Source organism: Roseobacter weihaiensis (assembly GCF_020622345.1).
Classification (GTDB): domain Bacteria; phylum Pseudomonadota; class Alphaproteobacteria; order Rhodobacterales; family Rhodobacteraceae; genus Roseobacter; species Roseobacter weihaiensis.
The window spans coordinates 39,090-56,802 of record NZ_JACNMO010000031.1 but is presented as its reverse complement, the minus strand read 5'-3'; the positions used below and the strand labels follow the sequence as shown (position 1 = coordinate 56,802).

Below are 17,713 nucleotides of genomic sequence, written 5' to 3'. Positions count from 1 at the left end.
TTGTCCTTGCAGAACTTCAACCTGCCGAAGCTTCGATACAATCTCTTCCGGCTTCTCTCGTTTCCCAGCCATTGCTGATCCTCCAATTTACGGGATAATCTATCCCAGTTGGTGGACCACTTTCACGAGGCTACTCCAGGTTTCCCCATAAATGAGCCGACATGAGATCGAACGCTTTCCGACTCTGTCTTGGTCGATCATCCAGAAAAGGGCAGAGATATGAGAGCACTATGGCATCGCAGAAGACAAAAGTAATCGAGTATCTTTTCAACAAGTTCTGGGACCCGTCCTCGAACTCGCTGATGACTTTGTCGGATGTCAAGAGCGCGATTCAAGATTGCAACAGGAACCATGGCACCAACCTCAGCGATAACAATCCTGCAAATTTCATGAAGGATTTTTTGCGAGGCAATAATTCCTCCAGAAATTGGCCCGCAACGGTTGCAGCGCAGCGCTACACCGCGTTGCAGCGCACTGGATCAGGGGGTGTTTTTGAATTTGTTCGATACGCTCCGGGACAGACCGAGGCCTTCCCCGATCTGTTTCCGATCAATTTGGCAGCACCATGACATAAAGTTGGTTCAGGGTGGCCAGGACATCATCGATTTCAATCGGTTTGGTAGTCATTGTAGCATTTCTATTATTGTCCGCTCGACGCCTGCAGCGGGTGCCTTCAAGGATGTATGTGGCGTGCAAGTTGAGCGACTGACCAGATATGCAATCAGGTTGGACGGCCATCACATCTACCGGATGAAGACTCGACAGGTGCTGGCAAAGGTCGATCTGCCCAGCGGGCTGACGTTGCGCAACGAAACCGGGGCGGAAGGGTTTATGATCCGGTTGCAGGGCAGGGGGGTCGATGCCAAAGTGCTGGAAAAGGCCATGACCTGCCTGCAAGAGGCTCTGACTAAGGAGTAACCCGACGATGCAAAAGCTCAAGAAATCCGCCGCCGAACTGGTGGCAGAGGCACGCGCCCGGATCAAGGAGATTGAGACCCAGGATCTGATCGCCATGGTTGAGGACCCGAATGTCGTCATCGTCGATATACGTGACCCGCGCGAACGGGCCCGCAGCGGCTTTATCCCCGGGAGCTATCATGCTCCCCGGGGTATGGTGGAGTTCTGGGTGGATCCCGACAGCCCCTATTTCAAAGATGTCTTTGGCCAGGACAAGAAATACGTCTTTCACTGTGCATCCGGTTGGCGATCTGCATTGACGGTGGCGCAACTGCAGGACATGGGCTTTGATGCAGCCCACCTGCGCGAAGGCTTCTCAACCTGGGAGGCACAGGGCGGTCCGGTAGAGTACCCACCCGTTGCCGATTGACCGAAGTGGGCCACTGCGTGCATGATGGTGGTGCCTGTCTTTCATCATAGGATCGCTTATGTCTTTGCCGGACGTTTCCATGCACCAGCACCCGCAGGTGACAGCGTTTTTCGACCCGCAATCCAATACCATCAGCTATCTGGTCAAAGACCCGGAAAGCCCCGCCTGCGCGGTGATCGACGCGGTGATGCAGTTCGACTATGCCTCGGGCCGCCTGAGCTATGAAAGCGCGGATGAGATCGTTGCCATGATCGAGCGGCAGGGGCTCTCGCTGGAGTGGATCATCGAGACCCACGTACATGCGGATCACCTTTCGGGCGCGCCTTACATCCAGCAGAAGCTGGGCGGCCAGATCGGTATTGGTGAGCACATCCGTGACGTCCAGGATACCTTCGGCAAGGTTTTCAACGAGGGCACGGAGTTTGAGCGGGATGGGTCCCAATTTGACCGGCTGTTTACGGATGGGGATCGCTATAGGGTAGGGGGCCTTGATTGTTTTGCGCTGCACACGCCCGGCCATACGCCTGCCTGCATGGTGCATGTGATGGGGGACGCGGCCTTTGCGGGCGATACGCTCTTTATGCCGGATGGCGGCTCTGCACGGGCCGATTTTCCGGGGGGGGATGCCGGGCAGCTTTACGATTCCATCACCCGTGTGCTGAGCCTGCCCGAGGCGTTGCGGCTCTATGTCTGTCATGACTACGGCCCCGGCGGGCGCGCCATCGCATGGGAGACGACAGTAGGCACGCAGAAGAAAGCGAATATCCACGTGGGTGGCGGCATCTCGCGTGAAGATTTTGTGAAAATGCGCGAAACCCGTGATGCGCAATTGGCGATGCCTTCGCTGATCATCCCATCCTTGCAGGTCAACATGCGCGCGGGCGAGGTGCCGCGGGACGAAGACGGGGACATGGTTCTGAAAATTCCGGTCAACAAGCTCTGATCGCGGCTTTTCTGTTTGTGAGCGACGTCCATTCCAATTTGGCCCTGTCTGTGGTCATCTAAAAATCAGGACTGGTAGGAACAAAGGACAGTGCCATGGATCTCAAAGACGAAATCGTGATCAATGCCCCTCGGGATGTGGTCTATCAGGCGCTGAACGACCCGGAGGTTCTGCAGCAATGCATTCCCGGCTGCGAAGAGCTGACCAAGCATTCGGACACGGAGCTTGAAGCGCGTGTTGTGCTCAAGATCGGCCCGGTCAAGGCTAAGTTCAAAGGCAATGTGACCCTCGCACCGGACAACCCGCCGGAGCATTTTTCCCTGACCGGGGAGGGCAATGGTGGCGCTGCGGGCTTTGCCAAGGGCGGTGCTGACGTGACCCTGGAAGAGCACGAAGAGGGCACCTTGCTGCGCTATGATGCCCATGCGGATATCGGCGGAAAGCTCGCGCAGCTTGGCAGTCGGCTGGTTCAGGGAACGGCGAAAAAGCTCGCGGGAAAGTTCTTTGCCAACCTGGCCGATCACGTTGGGGCAGGCGCTTAAAATCATTATAAAACAATATCTTGTATACTTTCCGCGACAAGCGTTCCTTAGGGTGCGAGCAGCAGTTCGATACCCGATTGTCACTGTACCCTAATCAATCAGCTTCTACTAAGTCTCGAAAGTGGTCAAAAGCTGTGGGTCTCATGCAGCCGGCTTCGGATTGGCAACTGACAGAGACCCGTTGAGGACGGTGGCGCGGGTGACTGCCACGGTGTGGACACCTCTCGGTGACCATCTCATGCGACGACGCTTGCCCATGCGAATGTTCCCGGTGTCATCAACACAGCCCTCGGCACGAGAGGTGGAGATCGGCAATCCCTTGCGATACAGTTGGCCATAGTTGGTCAGGGAACCCATGTTGAGCGCGAGATAGGTAGGTGTCTTGGCACCGTGCCAAACTTCGATGCCTTCATGCGTTTCCGCTCCTCTCCCGGCCAAGGCAAATCTAGTGGAAAACTCTAAGCTCGCACGAGGAGGTTTTCGGGGGCCAAATCACAGCGTTTTGACTGTTGATCTTTCTCCAGCAGAAGCGCCGCCTCCCTGCGGGACAGGCAAGGCCGGGCCGCCTGCATCGTATGGAGGGTGTCGCCCAGCTTCTGCTCCAGCACCGACGTTATTTCGGGTCCAAGACGTCTGAGCGTTTCTGCACCGGTAAACAGGCTTTCGACCCAAGTCCCCTGCGCCAGGATGACCTCGTGTGATGCGCAGAGAATATGCGTCAGGGTGTAGGGTCTTGAAGGAACGATCACGGAGGCAATACCGGCGTCGACCCATGATTTTGCCGGGGCAAGAACCTCAGGCGAGAAATACAAAAGCTCGGCACGGGCGGACCGGATCATGACGCGGTGATCACCTGTGAGAAACAGATCGTGGGAGGGGCAATCAGGTCCCAAAGCACCGGCAGGAATGCGGACCGGGCAGGCGCTCGGATATTGCCTGAAATGGGAAGGGGCGATTTTCGTCCTGCCAATCCACTGGATCGGCTGAAAGCCGTGGTCCCGCGTCAGGATCAAATCAGAGCTGTCCAGCCATTCAACCGGGATTTCGCCATCCTTGGTTTTGACCATTGTACCCGGGCCGAAACACGGCACACTGTTCTGTTCATAGGCAGCATAGGACAAGCGTGTGTCACTGCCACCCGAGCCGCCCATCTGGTCGTCGATGTTACGGCTACCGACGTAGGTATAGCTCACCCCCGGCTGCAGAGGTTCTGACGGCACATACCCCATGCTGACACCGTCAATCTCAATCCGGTCGATGGTCACATAGGACCCGTCCGGTGCCCGCAAAACGGCGAATTGCTCACCATAGATCAGACCAGATCCGACCAGCGTCCCGTCACTGGTGGTGACCACGCCGGTCTGGTTGCTGTCCTCGCCCACCTCGTTGCTGCCTCTGTCACCGTCCAGAAAGGCATCATCATCTGTCACGTTGAACAGAACACGGTCCGTTCGGTAATCATACTGCGGGTCCAGCGTGACGGTCCTGTTGTCGGGATTAAAGACCAGCGCGCTGGAAGAATAGCCATAGAACGAAGACGTCGGCATACGTCCCTCATTAAAAACCAATACGGTCATGATCCTCGCAGAGGTGCCTTAAAATACCGCTAAAAACCCACTTTCTTTTTTGCGGCATTTCTGCAATCCCGCTTGGATGGCCTTGCCTCCGGAGAGGAAACTTCGCATACCGGGCACATGGCAAAACAGCTTGGCTATCATCACATTCGCGAAATTTTCACCCGCTTTCGTGACGCGGATCCGGAACCCAAGGGGGAACTGGAGCATGTGAACGTCTACACCCTGGTTGTGGCCGTGGCGTTGAGCGCGCAAGCCACCGATGCGGGTGTCAACAAAGCAACCAGAAAGCTGTTTCAGATGGCGGACACCCCGCAAAAGATGCTGGACCTCGGGCTTGACGGGCTGACCGAGCATATCAAGACCATCGGGCTGTTTCGCCAGAAGGCCAAGAACGTCATGAAGCTCAGCCAGATTCTCGTGGACGACTATGGCGGCGAGGTGCCCAACAGCCGTGCCGCCCTGCAAAGCCTGCCCGGCGTCGGGCGCAAGACCGCCAATGTCGTGCTGAACATGTGGTGGCAGTACCCCGCACAGGCCGTGGACACCCATATCTTTCGTCTCGGCAACCGGACCGGCATCGCGCCCGGCAAGACCGTCGAGGCGGTCGAACGCGCCATCGAAGACAACATCCCGGCCGATTTCCAGCTGCACGCGCACCATTGGATGATCCTGCACGGGCGTTATCATTGCAAGGCACGCAAGCCGATGTGCCCCACCTGCATTATCCGTGATCTATGCCCATTTGAGGAAAAGACTTTATGAAGCACTATGACGTCGTCGGGATCGGCAATGCGGTGGTCGATGTGATCACCCATGCCGATGACACTTTTCTCGACCACATGGGGATCGAGAAAGGGATCATGCAACTGGTGGATCAGGAACGCTCGGAAAAGCTCTTTGCCTCGATGAACGACCGGCTGCAAACCCCCGGTGGCGCCGTCGCCAATACCGTCGCGGGCGCAGGTTCTCTTGGGTTGCAAACCGCCTTTATCGGACGGGTGCGGGATGATGCTTTGGGCCGGTTTTATGCAAGTGCGATGACAGATAACGGGATCGACTTTGTAAACCCGCCGGTTGTGAATGGTGCGACCCCGACCTCGCGCAGCATGATCTTTGTCGCCCCCGATGGCGAACGCTCGATGAACACCTATCTGGGCATTTCCACGGGTCTGACATCGGATGACGTGCCGGAAACAGTCTCGGGGAGGGCCAAAATCATGTTCCTCGAAGGCTATCTCTTTGACCATGACGCCGGCAAAACCGCCTTCCGCGAAGCCGCGCGGGCCACCAAGGCGGGCAACGGCATCGCAGGCATCGCCATTTCCGACCCGTTCTGCGTGGAGCGGCACCGCGCGGATTTCCTGTCTCTGATCGCGCATGATCTGGATTACGTCATCGGGAACCAACACGAAATCGAATCTCTCTTTGAAACGGACCTCGAAACCGCGCTGGCCAAGACCGCCGAGATCTGTCCGCTGGTCGTCTGCACCCGGTCCGGTGACGGCGTCACGGTGCTCAAGGACGGCAAACGCGTGGATGTCCCCGTGAACAAGATCACCCCGGTGGATGCCACAGGGGCAGGCGATCAGTTCGCCGCCGGCTTCCTTTACGGCCTGGCCACGCAGCGCGATCTGGAGATCTGCGCGCGCATGGGCAACCTCTGTGCCGCCGAGGTCATCAGCCATGTGGGCCCGCGCCCGCAGACCGACATGATGACCGTTTTCCAAAAGGAAGGGCTGGTCTGATCATGCTGACGGATGGGTTGCACGGCGTGCCCGCGGGCAAGATTGCGACGGTCGTCACTTACCTCGAGATGAGGAGCAAACCGCATGTCAAAGACGTGCCGCTCAAGGAAGGGCTTAGGTTCCGACGGGTAGAGCCGGATGTCGCCTGGTACCGCGATATCTTCAGGCGGGTCGGATCGCAGGACTGGCTGTGGTACGGGCGCCTGCTGCTGGACGACGACGCGCTGTCGGAGGTCGTCGCCGATCCAAAGGTGGAGATTTACACGCTGTCGCAGAGCGGTCGCGACATGGCGCTGATGGAGCTTGATTTCAGCGACGAGGGCGAATGCGAGCTGTCTTACTTCGGGCTCACATCGGATCTGATCGGAACCGGATCCGGGCGTTACCTGATCAATGAAGCCATCACGCGGGCATGGGATAAACCGATCTCGCGGTTTCACGTACACACCTGCACGCTCGACAGCCCGCAGGCGTTGGCCTTCTATCGGCGCAACGGCTTTTCGGTTGTGAAACAGGAGGTGCAGATTGCCGACGACCCGCGCGCCCTTGGCATTTTGCCGGAAACGGCAGGGCCGCTTGTGCCGCTGATCCGCCCCTAGAGCCGCGCGCCGAACTCCTTCATCACCGCCGCGTAGACATCGCGCTTGAAGGGCACGATGTTCTCGACCAGCGCATCCGCCGCCAGCCAGCGCCATCTGGAGAACTCCGGGTGTTCCGTGGCAATGTCGATCTGACTGTCGTCTCCTTGAAACCGCATCAGGAACCATTTCTGCCTTTGCCCGCGAAAGCGCCCCTTCCACAGTTTCGGCACCAGGTCATGCGGCAATTCATAAGGCAGCCAATGCGCGCTTTCCGCCTCGACATCGACCAGATCGGCGCGCACGCCGGTCTCTTCCCAAAGCTCACGCAGGGCGGCGGTGCGCGGCTCTTCGCCCGCGTCGATCCCGCCTTGCGGCATCTGCCAGGCATCGTATTCGCTGTCGCGCCGCTGCCCCACAAAGACCTCACCCCGCACGTTCACCAGCATGACCCCCACACAAGGGCGGTAGGGCAGCTTTTCGATCTCTTCGGGGGTCATTGCAGTTTCTTCTCCATCAGGGCGCGGGCCAGTTCTTCGCCGTTGCGCGCCACCACCTCGTGATGGATAACCAAAAAGCCCATCGCCCGAAAGGCCGGTTGCGCCATCAGGCTCGCGTGGGTCCAAAGCCGTGTCAGGCCGGTGTCACGCGCCTGGTTCTCCACGACCTGATAAAGCTGCCGAAAGAGACCCCGCGCGCGGTGTGCGTGGAGAATATAGGCCAGATCAATGTATCCCGTCGGCTCTACCCCCATAAAGCCCACAAGATCACCCGCACGCTCAGCCAATACAACATTCAGACCGGAAATCCGTTGTGCGAAATGACGCGGGTCAGGGCGATCCGACATCCAGGCGACCCGCTGGGCCTGACTATAGGGGCTTGGCCCTTCGCGGATCGCCGCATGGAACACCTTCGCAAGACCCGGGGTATCGGCCTCTGTTGCCCATCTTATGGTCATCTGTTGCTTTCAGGTTGTGACGCTGCGTTGCGCGTGACAGGCTTTACGTGAAAATGCCATGTCGTTTCAACCACGACCGGGGAGGGTTTGAAATTGGCCGAGTATCCGCATCTGCTGGCACCGCTTGATCTGGGGTTCACCACCCTGAAAAACCGTGTGCTGATGGGCTCCATGCACACCGGGCTGGAAGAAACCAAGGACTGGAACCGCGTTGCTGAATTCTACGCCGCCCGCGCCCGCGGAGAGGTCGCGCTGATGGTCACGGGCGGGATCGGCCCCAACCTGGAAGGCTCCGTGCTGCCGGGGGCGGCGATGATGGTCAGCGACCAGGACGTGGCGAACCATCGCATCGTGACAGACCGCGTGCACGCCGCGGGTGGTAAAATAGCCATGCAGATCCTGCATGCGGGCCGTTACGCTTACGGGCCAAAGTGTGTGGCCCCATCCGCCATCAAATCCCCGATCTCGCCCTTTGCCCCGGCAGAGCTGGACGAGGCGGGCATCGAAAAACAAATCAGCGATATTGTCACCTGTGCCGCCCGCGCCCGCGAGGCGGGCTATGACGGGGTCGAGATCATGGGGTCGGAAGGCTACTTTCTCAACCAGTTCCTTGTCACGCACACCAATAAACGCCAGGACTGCTGGGGGGGCTCCTATGAGAACCGCATGCGGCTGCCGATTGAGGTGGTCCGCCGGGTGCGCGCCGCCGTCGGCACCGATTTCATCCTGATCTACCGGCTCTCGATGATCGATCTGGTGCCAAATGGCTCCACCCATGATGAGGTGGTCCAACTGGCCCAAGAAATCGAGAAAGCGGGCACCACGATCATCAACACCGGCATCGGTTGGCATGAGGCGCGTATCCCCACCATCGCCACCTCCGTGCCGCGCGCGGCCTTTGCCTGGGTGACCAAAAAGCTGATGGGCAAGGTCGGCATCCCGGTGATCACGTCGAACCGGATCAACACGCCCGAAGTTGCCGAAGAGGTTCTCGCGACGGGCTGCGCCGACATGGTCTCCATGGCGCGGCCGATGCTGGCCGATGCGGATTTCGTCGTGAAAGCCATGCAGGGGAAATCCAATCAGATCGCCCCCTGTATCGCCTGCAATCAGGCCTGCCTCGATCATACCTTCAGCGGCAAGATCTCAAGCTGCCTGGTGAACCCGCGCGCCTGCTATGAAACGGAGCTGCGCATCACCCCGACAACAACGCCCAAATCGGTGGCTGTCGTGGGCGCGGGCCCCGCCGGTCTGTCAACCGCCATCACTGCTGCAGAGCGGGGGCATCAGGTAACGCTCTTCGATCAGGCCGAGGAGATCGGCGGTCAACTCAACATGGCCAAGCAGGTCCCCGGCAAGGAGGAATTCTGGGGTCTTGTGGACTGGTACCGCACCAGGGTCGACACCACAGGGATCAAACTGTCTTTGGGCAAGACGGTGCGCGCAGAGGACCTTGCCGGCTATGACGAGGTGGTCATCGCCACCGGCGTCGTGCCCCGCGATCCGGGCATCAAAGGTCAGACGGCCCCGACCGTTGTCAGCTACATCGACGTGTTGCGCGGCAAGGTCGAGGTGGGGCCGCGGGTCGCCATCGTCGGGGCCGGTGGCATCGGTTTCGATGTCGCGGAGTTTCTGGTCCATAAGGGCGTCAGCCCCACCGAAAGCCTGCCGGACTGGATGCGCGAATGGGGAGTGACGGACCCGGCAGAGCATCGCGCGGGCCTCGCCCCCGAAGGCCCCCAACCTGAACCGGCGGCACGACAGGTGACCCTGCTCCAGCGCAAGGCGGAAAAACCGGGCAAACGTCTGGGCAAGACCACCGGCTGGATTCACCGCGCGGCCCTGACCATGAAGGGCGTCAAGATGATCGCGGGCGTGAACTACGAGCGGGTGGAGGATGGCGGGCTGCTGGTGTCCTTCGGGGAGGGGCGCGAAACCCCAACCCTGATCGAGGCCGATACGATTGTTCTATGCGCCGGGCAACTGCCCGAACGAACGCTCGCCGACGCCCTGGCTGAAGGCGGGACGGCCTGTCACGTGATTGGCGGGGCTGACGTGGCCGCGGAACTGGATGCAAAGCGCGCAATTGATCAGGGCACACGACTGGCGGCGCAATTATGACGCTGTCCCCTCCGGTGAAAGCCGTTTTGTACAGGTCAAAGATCAACCTATAGGTGTTTTTCCAAGACCTCGGCGGTGTGATTATCTTCTCGGCGTAAACTGCTATCTATCTCTGCAAAAACAAGATAAATAATTCGCAGAGACTTTAATACTCTATGCTTTACTAAACAAAATGTGACCGGCACACATTATGGTGGCCGTCCGAAATACAACCAAAAGATGCATAAATAAGATACATTTAACTCGAATCTTAGGGATTTCAGCGTTTCCGCGTCCTCAACGATACATGCAAAAACCGCGATACTGTCTCAGATGTGCCGCGTTCCTGCCCGATTTGACTGACATACAAAGTGTGAAGTTTAGAAGGATATGGCGATGGACCGTCTGACAGAAATGGAAGCATTTGCGACGGTCGTGGACCAGGGCGGCTTTACCGATGCCGCCAAAAAGATGGGGATTTCCAAATCCGCCGTCTCTAAACATGTCTCTTCTCTGGAAGCACGCCTGGGGGCCCGTCTGCTGAACAGGACAACCCGCCGCGTCAGCCCGACAGAGATTGGTCTGGCTTACTATGACCGGGCCCGCCGCGTGCTGAATGACGCCGGCGAAGCGGATGCGCTTGTCACCTCAATGCAGAGCGCGCCTTCAGGCCTGTTGCGCATTTCGGTGGCGACGGACTTTGGTGTGAACCACCTGTCGCCCGTGCTCAGCGAATTTCTGTCTGACTTTCCGGACATCACGGTGAACATGGTGCTCAACAACCGCTATGTGGAGCTGATCTCCGAAGGGTTCGACATGGCCGTGCGGATCGGTGAGCTGGAAGACAGCACATTGCGCGCCCGCAAGCTGACCGAAACCACAAAACGTATGATCGCCAGCCCTGCTTACTTCGAGAAATACGGGCGGCCTGAAAAGATCGATGACCTGAACGAACACAAGCTTCTGCATTATTCCAACCAATCCTCTGGCAATGTGTGGAAACTGACCGCGCCCTCAGGCGAAAAACGTCAGGTGCGCACCGCCGGATGGCTGAGCGTAAACGACGGTCAATCCCTTCTCAACGCCGCGATTTCAGGACTGGGCATCGCCTATCTGCCCAGCTTTCTCTATGCAGACGCGATGGACAAAGGACTGGTGGAGGACGCCATTCCCGATTTGCCGATGGAAACGCAAGGCATCTACGCGGTCTATCCCCCGGGCCGCTTTACCCAGCCCAAGGTCCGCGCTTTCATCGATTTTCTGGTCCATTCCTTTGCCGAAAAAGGGCCTTCGGACTGGTAAGAAATCCAGCGCCCGGTTGAACGCGTTTTGAAGCGTCAGGGCCTTTTTACTCCACATTCAGAAGGATCGCTTCCACCCGGCGGTTCCGATCACGGCCTTCGGCCGTCAGATTGGAGGCGATCGGGGCGAGGTATCCCATGCCTTCCGCATCGAGGCGGCCTGCGGCGATGCGGAATTCGCTTATCAATCGGGCCCGCACGGAACGGGCCCGTTCGCGGGAGACCACTACGTTTGGCTCCAACCCACCGACGGTGTCAGTGTGACCCACCAGCGCGATGCGCAAATCCGGGCGGGCCCGCAGCACCTCCGCCAGAGCTTGAAGGGAGGCAAACGGACCCGGGCCAAGGTCGGTCGTGCCCGTGGCAAAATCGAGATCGCTCAGGGCGACATGTCCCTCAGTCAGCAGCGGATGCATTTCAATGCTGTCTCCGACCGTACCCTGGTCAGGATCGACCGGCGCGACTGTCCGCTCCGGCAGCATGTCTTCGACGTCAACGCCCGTGTCGGCAAAGATGATCTGCACGTAGGCCGAGGCCGCCGTGACGCTGACGAAAACACCCACGGCCTGGGTCGGAGCCTCGCGCGGACCACGCAGTGCTGTCAGGTAGCGAAAGCGCGAGATATTCACGTACATGTTGGGGCCCGGTAACACTTCGGTGTTGAAGCGGAAGTCAAAACCACCACAAATGTCAGAGGCACATTCAAAGGCGAGGTCGTAGCCCGCCTCTTCCAATTGAGCGCGCAACGGCACGATGATCTGCAAAGGTGTCAGACCGGGCGACGGAATGCGCCACGCCCGGCGGGTGATCGCGCCTTCAAGTGTCACGGCAGGCACACCAGCCCCGTCAAAGGGCGCGATGGGGGCTGCAAAACTATCAAGTTCGCTGGGCCGTTCGGCCGTCAGCTCGGCCCCGACGGGCAATTGCAGATCAAGCGCCCAGCCGGGAGCCGTCAGCCCGGCCGTCAGCAGTGCCGACAGAATAAAAACGCTGCGAAAACCGGTCATCTTGCCTGCGCGTGATAGTCGTCATTGGGCCGCATATCTGTCGCGCTGGCCACCCTGTTGGTCATGTTGAAAAAGCCCGCCACATTAGCGATGTCCCAGATATCGGCATCCGTGAAACCCACATGCCGCAGCGCCTGGCGGTCGGGTTCTTCGATTTTGGCACTGGCCGTCGTCATCTTGGCGGCAAAATCCAGCATCGCTCTTTGACGACCATCCAGATCCGCTACGCGGTAATTCATCACCAGCGCCTCGCCCAGTATGGGATCGCCCGAGAGCGCGCGCACTGCTGCCCCATGCGCCACGAGGCAGTAAAAGCACCTGTTGATCGATGAGACGACCACCGCGATCATCTCGCGCTCCAGCTTGCTGAGGCCCGAAGGGGCCAGCATCAGGTTGTTGTAGATGCCCGTGAACGCATCAAGCTTGTCGATATCAAACGCATAGGCCCGCAAAACATTCGGCACCATACCCAGTTTCTCAAGGCAGACATCAAAGTACTTTTGCGTGGCCGCCGGCAACGGATCGACCATGGGCAGATCAAGAGCGGTCGGAAGGTCGGGTTCAGCCATCGCGCGGGTCTCCGGATGCGGGAATTTGTCGATAATGGTACTGCGCAGCCGGGTGAAAGCCTAGGCCGGAATAAAGCTGTAAAGCAGCTGTGTTCGCAGTTGTGCAAAGAACCGCCATGGTCTCTGCCCCGTGGTCTCTCGCCCAGAACGCCGCTTGGCGCATGATCCATTGCGCGACCCCCTGACGGCGATGCGCGGGCAGGACCTCAACCGCATGCACCATTGCAATCGGTCCCTCCAGCGCGACAAAGGCCACCCCTGCCGGTTTCTGGTTCCAGCGGGCCAGCACGGCTGTTTTGATTTTAGCGCGTTTCATCACTTCCAGCCGGGCCGGCCCGATGCCCCCCTTGGCCCAGATGTCAGCCATGATCGCCAGTGGCTCCCAGATCACGAAAGTGGTCAGGGGCGGCACGGGAATATCCGTCAACCGGGTCACGGGACAGGTCAGCATCTCAACAGGGTCGATTATCTCGTATCCGCGCGCGGCCAAGGCGGTATCAAGCGGAGCCTCTCCCGCGCGTACCATGAATAGCGCGGGCTGCCCCATCGCCTGCATCTCCTGTTCGGCGCGAACAATATCCGCGTCGCTCACTTCTTGCTCCGCGGTGGCGGCAGAAACACGCTTTCCGCCACCCTGCCCGTCCCGCAGCAGCCAGGGCCCGGCATGGGTCATCCGGGCCGCAGGCCATGTGGCGTCCACGGCAGCATAAAGCGCGGCAGCCGTTGGCGTCATGGCTCGAACGCTGCGGCCAGCTGCTCAATGGCGCGGCGGACTTCAGCCCCATCCGTCCCCCGGATTACGACGTTGGCACCGAATTTACCGCTCTTGTTTTGAAACGGGTAGGACCCCATGCTCAGCGTCGGGTATTGCTCTGCCAGGTCGCCGAGGGGCCCTGCGATGTCGCCCTCACCCCGGTCGATCTGCAAGGTTTCCGAAATCAGCGGCGCTCCGGCCGTCAGCTGCGGCAAAACCGAAGCAACCATGGCCCGAAAAACAGAGGGCACGCCCGCCATGACATAGACGTTCTCCAGGATGAAACCGGGGGCCACCGAAACCGGGTTGTCGATCAACTCCGCACCTTCGGGGATTCGGGCCATGCGCAGGCGCGCGGCGTTCAGTTCGATCCCCGCCTTTTCATAATGCGCCGCCAGCAGGTCGCGAGCGTCTGCGCGGATGTCGATGGGCCGCCCAAAGGCCGCCGCAATGCAGTCTGCGGTGATGTCATCATGGGTCGGACCAATCCCGCCGCTGGTAAAAACATGCGCGTAAGTCCCCGCAAGCGCCTGAACCGCTGAAATGATCGCTTCGGGCCGGTCGCTGACCACGCGCACTTCGGCCAGGTCGATCCCGGCCTCGGTCAATTCACCGGCAAGGTGATACATATTGGCATCGCGCGTCCGACCGGAAAGGATTTCATCGCCAATCACCAGCATGGCGGCGGTAGGGTTCGGCATTCTGCAACGTTCCTTGCGTCTGTCTTTGTCCGAGGTATAGACCTGCGATCATGCGCTTTCAAACCGAACTTGTATCCGCCCGCCTGACCCGCCGCTACAAACGCTTTCTGGCCGATTGCGTGCTGGAAAGCACAGGTGCCGAGATCACGGCGCACTGCGCGAACCCCGGCTCGATGATGGGACTGGCAGCGCCCGGCACGCGGGTCTGGCTGGAACCCAATGACGACCCGAAAAAGAAGCTCAAGTACGGCTGGCGGTTGGTGGATCATCAAAACGGCCATTTCACCGGCGTGGATACCTCGCTGCCCAACCGGGCGCTGAAAACCGCGCTGATGTCCCGCAGCATCGCCACCTTCGCGGACTACGGCCTTGTGCGCGCCGAGGTGAAATACGGCCAAAACAGCCGCATCGACTTTCTGCTGAGCGAGGCCGGAATGCCGGATGCCTATATCGAGGTGAAAAGTGTGACACTGAGCCGCCTGCAGGGTCAGGCCGAGTTTCCCGACAGCGTGACCACGCGCGGCGCCAAACACCTGACGGAACTGGCCCGCATGGCAGAGCTTGGGCATCGCGCCATCATGCTCTATCTGGTGCAGCGAACAGATTGCAGTGTCTTTACCCTCGCAGAGGATATTGACCCTGCTTACGCCGCGGCATATCGCGCCGCACGGGAGGCTGGCGTTGAAACTTATTGTTTTGGCACCAATATCACCCCGCAAGGTGTTGAGGTTGCAGACCTGCTTGCGGTTTCTGTCTGACACCGACTGGCCCTGACACGCAATGCGGGTTAGAAGGCCGCGAAACACGCACGATGGAGAGCCACGTGACCCAAGACCTGAAAGGCCGCCAGACCAAGGACGGTATCCGAATTTACGAAGCTGCGGACTTTGCCGGCATGCGCAAGGCCGGTGCTTTGGCTGCACGCATCCTTGATGATGTCGCGGATATTGTCTTTGTCGGGCAGACCACCGGGGCCATCGACAGGCGGATCACCGAGCTTGTGGAGGAAGCGGGCGCGACCTCTGCGACCATCGGGTACAAGGGCTATAAACACGCAAGCTGTATCTCGGTCAACCACGTGGTCTGCCACGGCATCCCGGGCGACAAGACGCTGAAAGACGGTGACATCCTGAACATCGACGTCACCGTGATCGTGGAGGGCTGGTTCGGTGATACCAGCCGCATGTATGTTGCGGGCAAGCTGCCACGCAAGGCGGAGCGGCTCATCCAGGTGACCCATGACGCGCTGATGCTGGGCATTGAGGCGGTCAAGCCGGGCAATACCTTTGGCGACATCGGCTACGCGATCCAATCCTATGTCGAAAGTCACCGGATGTCCGTGGTTCGGGATTTCTGCGGCCACGGGCTGGGTCGGGTGTTTCATGCACCTCCTAACGTGCTGCACTATGGCCGACGCGGTACCGGGGCTGTGCTGGAAGAGGGGATGTTCTTTACCATTGAGCCGATGGTCAATCTGGGCCGCCCCGAGACCAAAACACTGGCCGACGACTGGACGGCCGTGACCCGCGACAAATCCCTCTCGGCGCAGTTTGAGCATTCGATTGGTGTAACGGCAGACGGGGCAGACATCTTTACCCTGTCACCGGGGGGTAAGTTCCAACCGACCTACCGCACAGACTGATCGTCTTTCGCGGCATCGCGACGCAGGAGTGCCAAAAGCAACGTCTCTTGTCCCCAGGGCTGTACCGCGTCGCCAATGAAAAGGGTGCCGCGGCCCTTTCTGGGTGGCGCCGGCGTGCTCTTTTCGCAGGGTGGCAAGGTCCAGAACTGGGCGAATGCTGTAGCGATCATACCGTGATTCTATCACATCAGAGCGGCAATTTCGACACCAAGGTGACGTGGGTATCGCCATACTTGCGCCGGTCGACCAACGTGTAGCCCTCAGGCACAGGCATTGGGGCTGCTTCCTCCCAGACGATGAAAGCATCCTGTGCCAGCCAGCCGCCTGCCTCTGCGACCGCAAGTGCCGTCGCACCAAGGCCCTTGCCATAGGGAGGGTCGATGAACACCAGCGTGCAGGGCGCGGCCTCGCAAACCGGCAGGTGACGCGCATCACGCGCCAGCAGCCGCGTGACCTCCTGCGCGCGCAGCTTGGCGATATTCTCACGTATCAGCCGCCCCGCCACACGCCCGTCATCGACAAACGTCACATGTTCCGCCCCGCGCGACAGCGCCTCCAGCCCCAGCGCGCCGGTCCCGGCAAAGAGATCGAGCACCCGCGCGCCGGTCAGAACATCCTGATGTGCAAGCACGTTGAACAGACTCTCGCGCACCCGGTCTGTTGTGGGCCGAAGATGCGCGCCGACATCGCCCTTACCAACACTGGCGAGCGCTACACTGCGGTACCGGCCCGCAATGATCCTCATGACCGAAGCAGCGGCTTCAGATCAGCCTCCGGATCGGCGACAATCTCGGGGTCTGCTGTTTTACCGGCCTCGATCAGCCGTTTGCCGACCATATAGGCGCGCGGATCGTTCATCGCATCCACCGCCAGCAATTCAGCCTCGCGGTAATACCAGAAAGACGCCGTCTGCCCCTGCCCCACGCGGCTGACGACCCGCGTGTAGCCGGTGTTCAGGCCCGCGATCTGCAGCTTGACGTCATACTGATCGGACCAGAACCACGGTTTGGCGACATACTCCTGCCCGGCGCCCATAATGTTGTCCGCGACCGTTTCAGCCTGATCAATCGCGTTGGGGACGCTTTCCAGACGGATGCGCGCGCCCTGGTGGGGAAAGGACGCACAATCGCCCGCGGCCCAGATGTGTGGATCGGATGTGCGGCCCTGGGCATCGGTTGCAATGCCATTGTCAATCACCAGACCCGCCGCCTCCGCCAGCCCCGTGGCGGGTGCGATACCCACGCCCACGATCACGAAATCCAGATCGAGCTCTGATCCATCGCTCAGCTTTGCACCCGTGACCATACCCTCGCCCACAAGGTGATCGAGACCCACCCCTTCGCGCAGATCGACCCCGTGCGCCTTGTGCAGCGCCCGGAAATAGTCGCTGGTCTGCGGGGCCGCGACGCGTTGCAGGATGCGGTCTGCCATCTCGACCACGGTGACCCGCAGGCCCTGTTTGGCCGCCACGGCTGCGGCCTCAAGACCGATATAGCCGCCCCCCACGACCAGCACACGCGCGCCTTTTCGAAAGAGCGGCGCCATCGCGTCCGCATCGCCCAGATCACGCACCAGAAACACACCCTTTAGATCGCCCCCCATGGCGGCGGGCAGACGGCGCGGGGCAGACCCCGTGGTCAGCACCAGATCACTGTAGCGCAGCGTCTCCCCCGCTGCCGTAATCGTCCGGGCGGCAGGATCGATAGCCTCAACACGCAGATCGGTACGCAGGGTGATATCGTTTTCCGCATAAAAGCTTTCAGGGCGCAGAAACAACCGCTCCAGCGTCATGTCGCCCATCAGGTAGGTTTTGGACAAGGGCGGACGTTGGTAAGGGGCCACCGGCTCCGCCCCGATCAGCGTGACGGCCCCGTCAAATCCGCCGTTGCGCAATCTCGCCACGCAGGACGCTCCGGCCTGCCCTGCGCCCACGACGATCACATGGCCCATTCTTGTTCACTCCCGGCTG

At 59.9% G+C, this 17,713-nt stretch carries 21 protein-coding genes and 1 pseudogene; 12 read left to right on the top strand and 10 right to left on the bottom strand.

Features of this window, described 5'->3' with window-relative positions; translation table 11 throughout:
- Window positions 1-230 precede the first annotated feature (230 nt).
- The 5 genes from H7847_RS23365 to H7847_RS23345 all read left to right on the top strand — a co-directional run bounded on the left by H7847_RS23365 (window position 231) and on the right by H7847_RS23345 (window position 2,812).
- Window positions 231-569, top strand: coding sequence for a hypothetical protein (locus H7847_RS23365; protein ID WP_227271900.1), 339 nt, complete (start codon window positions 231-233; stop codon window positions 567-569).
- Window positions 570-690: 121 nt separating this feature from the next.
- Window positions 691-918, top strand: a complete 228-nt coding sequence (locus H7847_RS23360; protein ID WP_227271899.1) for a hypothetical protein — start codon at window positions 691-693, stop codon at window positions 916-918.
- A 7-nt stretch (window positions 919-925) separates the two neighbouring features.
- Window positions 926-1,327: a rhodanese-like domain-containing protein gene (locus H7847_RS23355; RefSeq protein WP_227271898.1), complete on the top strand. Its 402-nt coding sequence runs from the start codon at window positions 926-928 to the stop codon at window positions 1,325-1,327.
- A gap of 58 nt (window positions 1,328-1,385) precedes the next feature.
- Complete coding sequence (locus H7847_RS23350; RefSeq protein WP_227271897.1) at window positions 1,386-2,270, top strand: MBL fold metallo-hydrolase; 885 nt, start codon at window positions 1,386-1,388, stop codon at window positions 2,268-2,270.
- 95 nt (window positions 2,271-2,365) lie between these two features.
- Window positions 2,366-2,812 (top strand): SRPBCC family protein, encoded by a 447-nt coding sequence (locus tag H7847_RS23345; protein ID WP_227271896.1) that lies wholly within the window; start codon window positions 2,366-2,368, stop codon window positions 2,810-2,812.
- 141 nt (window positions 2,813-2,953) lie between these two features.
- Here H7847_RS23345 and H7847_RS23340 read toward each other — a convergent pair.
- Window positions 2,954-3,215: pseudogene (locus tag H7847_RS23340) on the bottom strand (ISKra4 family transposase); the annotation flags it as partial.
- A gap of 55 nt (window positions 3,216-3,270) precedes the next feature.
- Window positions 3,271-4,359 carry a Hint domain-containing protein gene (locus tag H7847_RS23335; RefSeq protein WP_227271895.1) on the bottom strand — a complete coding sequence of 363 codons (1,089 nt, stop codon included), beginning with the start codon at window positions 4,357-4,359 and terminating at the stop codon, window positions 3,271-3,273.
- A gap of 147 nt (window positions 4,360-4,506) precedes the next feature.
- Here H7847_RS23335 and nth point away from each other — a divergent pair, with 147 nt between their 5' ends.
- From nth to H7847_RS23320, 3 genes are read left to right on the top strand one after another with little or no spacing between them, the layout of a single operon-like run.
- A complete protein-coding gene (nth, locus tag H7847_RS23330; RefSeq protein ID WP_227271894.1) occupies window positions 4,507-5,151 on the top strand; it encodes an endonuclease III in 645 nt (214 codons plus the stop codon).
- Window positions 5,148-6,134, top strand: a complete 987-nt coding sequence (locus tag H7847_RS23325) for an adenosine kinase (protein WP_227271893.1) — start codon at window positions 5,148-5,150, stop codon at window positions 6,132-6,134. The genes nth and H7847_RS23325 overlap by 4 nt, the downstream gene beginning before the upstream one ends.
- A gap of 2 nt (window positions 6,135-6,136) precedes the next feature.
- Window positions 6,137-6,733, top strand: coding sequence for a GNAT family N-acetyltransferase (locus H7847_RS23320; protein WP_227271892.1), 597 nt, complete (start codon window positions 6,137-6,139; stop codon window positions 6,731-6,733).
- Here H7847_RS23320 and H7847_RS23315 read toward each other — a convergent pair.
- Together H7847_RS23315 and H7847_RS23310 are read right to left on the bottom strand one after the other, a co-directional pair.
- A complete protein-coding gene (locus H7847_RS23315) occupies window positions 6,730-7,212 on the bottom strand; it encodes an RNA pyrophosphohydrolase (RefSeq protein WP_227271891.1) in 483 nt (160 codons plus the stop codon). The two genes, H7847_RS23320 and H7847_RS23315, sit on opposite strands and share 4 nt — an antisense overlap.
- A complete protein-coding gene (locus H7847_RS23310; protein WP_227271890.1) occupies window positions 7,209-7,670 on the bottom strand; it encodes a GNAT family N-acetyltransferase in 462 nt (153 codons plus the stop codon). The genes H7847_RS23315 and H7847_RS23310 overlap by 4 nt, the downstream gene beginning before the upstream one ends.
- Before the next feature lie 93 nt (window positions 7,671-7,763).
- Here H7847_RS23310 and H7847_RS23305 point away from each other — a divergent pair, with 93 nt between their 5' ends.
- Window positions 7,764-9,791, top strand: coding sequence for an NADPH-dependent 2,4-dienoyl-CoA reductase (locus H7847_RS23305; protein ID WP_227271904.1), 2,028 nt, complete (start codon window positions 7,764-7,766; stop codon window positions 9,789-9,791).
- Window positions 9,792-10,166: 375 nt separating this feature from the next.
- Window positions 10,167-11,072: a LysR family transcriptional regulator gene (locus H7847_RS23300; RefSeq protein ID WP_227271889.1), complete on the top strand. Its 906-nt coding sequence runs from the start codon at window positions 10,167-10,169 to the stop codon at window positions 11,070-11,072.
- Window positions 11,073-11,118: 46 nt separating this feature from the next.
- On the opposite strand, the gene H7847_RS23295 is transcribed toward H7847_RS23300, so the two are convergent.
- Genes H7847_RS23295 through H7847_RS23280 form a run of 4 tightly spaced genes read right to left on the bottom strand, consistent with a single transcriptional unit; the run spans window position 11,119 to window position 14,102 of the window.
- Window positions 11,119-12,078, bottom strand: a complete 960-nt coding sequence (locus tag H7847_RS23295) for an OmpA family protein (RefSeq protein WP_227271888.1) — start codon at window positions 12,076-12,078, stop codon at window positions 11,119-11,121.
- On the bottom strand, window positions 12,075-12,647 hold the full coding sequence (locus H7847_RS23290) for a peroxidase-related enzyme (RefSeq protein WP_227271887.1): 573 nt from the start codon (window positions 12,645-12,647) through the stop codon (window positions 12,075-12,077). Before H7847_RS23290 ends, H7847_RS23295 begins: the two co-directional genes overlap by 4 nt.
- Entirely contained in the window at window positions 12,640-13,380 is a 741-nt protein-coding gene (locus H7847_RS23285) for a GNAT family N-acetyltransferase (protein ID WP_227271886.1), read from the bottom strand. The genes H7847_RS23290 and H7847_RS23285 overlap by 8 nt, the downstream gene beginning before the upstream one ends.
- Window positions 13,377-14,102 carry a competence/damage-inducible protein A gene (locus H7847_RS23280; protein ID WP_227271885.1) on the bottom strand — a complete coding sequence of 242 codons (726 nt, stop codon included), beginning with the start codon at window positions 14,100-14,102 and terminating at the stop codon, window positions 13,377-13,379. Before H7847_RS23280 ends, H7847_RS23285 begins: the two co-directional genes overlap by 4 nt.
- Window positions 14,103-14,152: 50 nt before the next feature.
- Between H7847_RS23280 and sfsA the strand changes: the two genes are divergently transcribed.
- Together sfsA and map are read left to right on the top strand one after the other, a co-directional pair.
- Window positions 14,153-14,860 carry a DNA/RNA nuclease SfsA gene (gene sfsA / locus H7847_RS23275; RefSeq protein WP_227271884.1) on the top strand — a complete coding sequence of 236 codons (708 nt, stop codon included), beginning with the start codon at window positions 14,153-14,155 and terminating at the stop codon, window positions 14,858-14,860.
- Window positions 14,861-14,913: 53 nt separating this feature from the next.
- Window positions 14,914-15,744, top strand: coding sequence for a type I methionyl aminopeptidase (map, locus tag H7847_RS23270; protein ID WP_227271883.1), 831 nt, complete (start codon window positions 14,914-14,916; stop codon window positions 15,742-15,744).
- Between the two features lie 187 nt (window positions 15,745-15,931).
- Here the strand turns inward: map and rsmD are convergent, their stop codons facing one another.
- Together rsmD and H7847_RS23260 are read right to left on the bottom strand one after the other, a co-directional pair.
- Window positions 15,932-16,489 carry a 16S rRNA (guanine(966)-N(2))-methyltransferase RsmD gene (rsmD, locus tag H7847_RS23265; RefSeq protein WP_227271882.1) on the bottom strand — a complete coding sequence of 186 codons (558 nt, stop codon included), beginning with the start codon at window positions 16,487-16,489 and terminating at the stop codon, window positions 15,932-15,934.
- The gene (locus H7847_RS23260; protein WP_227271881.1) at window positions 16,486-17,694 is read right to left on the bottom strand and encodes an NAD(P)/FAD-dependent oxidoreductase; all 1,209 of its coding nucleotides are present in this window, start codon (window positions 17,692-17,694) and stop codon (window positions 16,486-16,488) included. Before H7847_RS23260 ends, rsmD begins: the two co-directional genes overlap by 4 nt.
- Window positions 17,695-17,713: the final 19 nt, after the last annotated feature.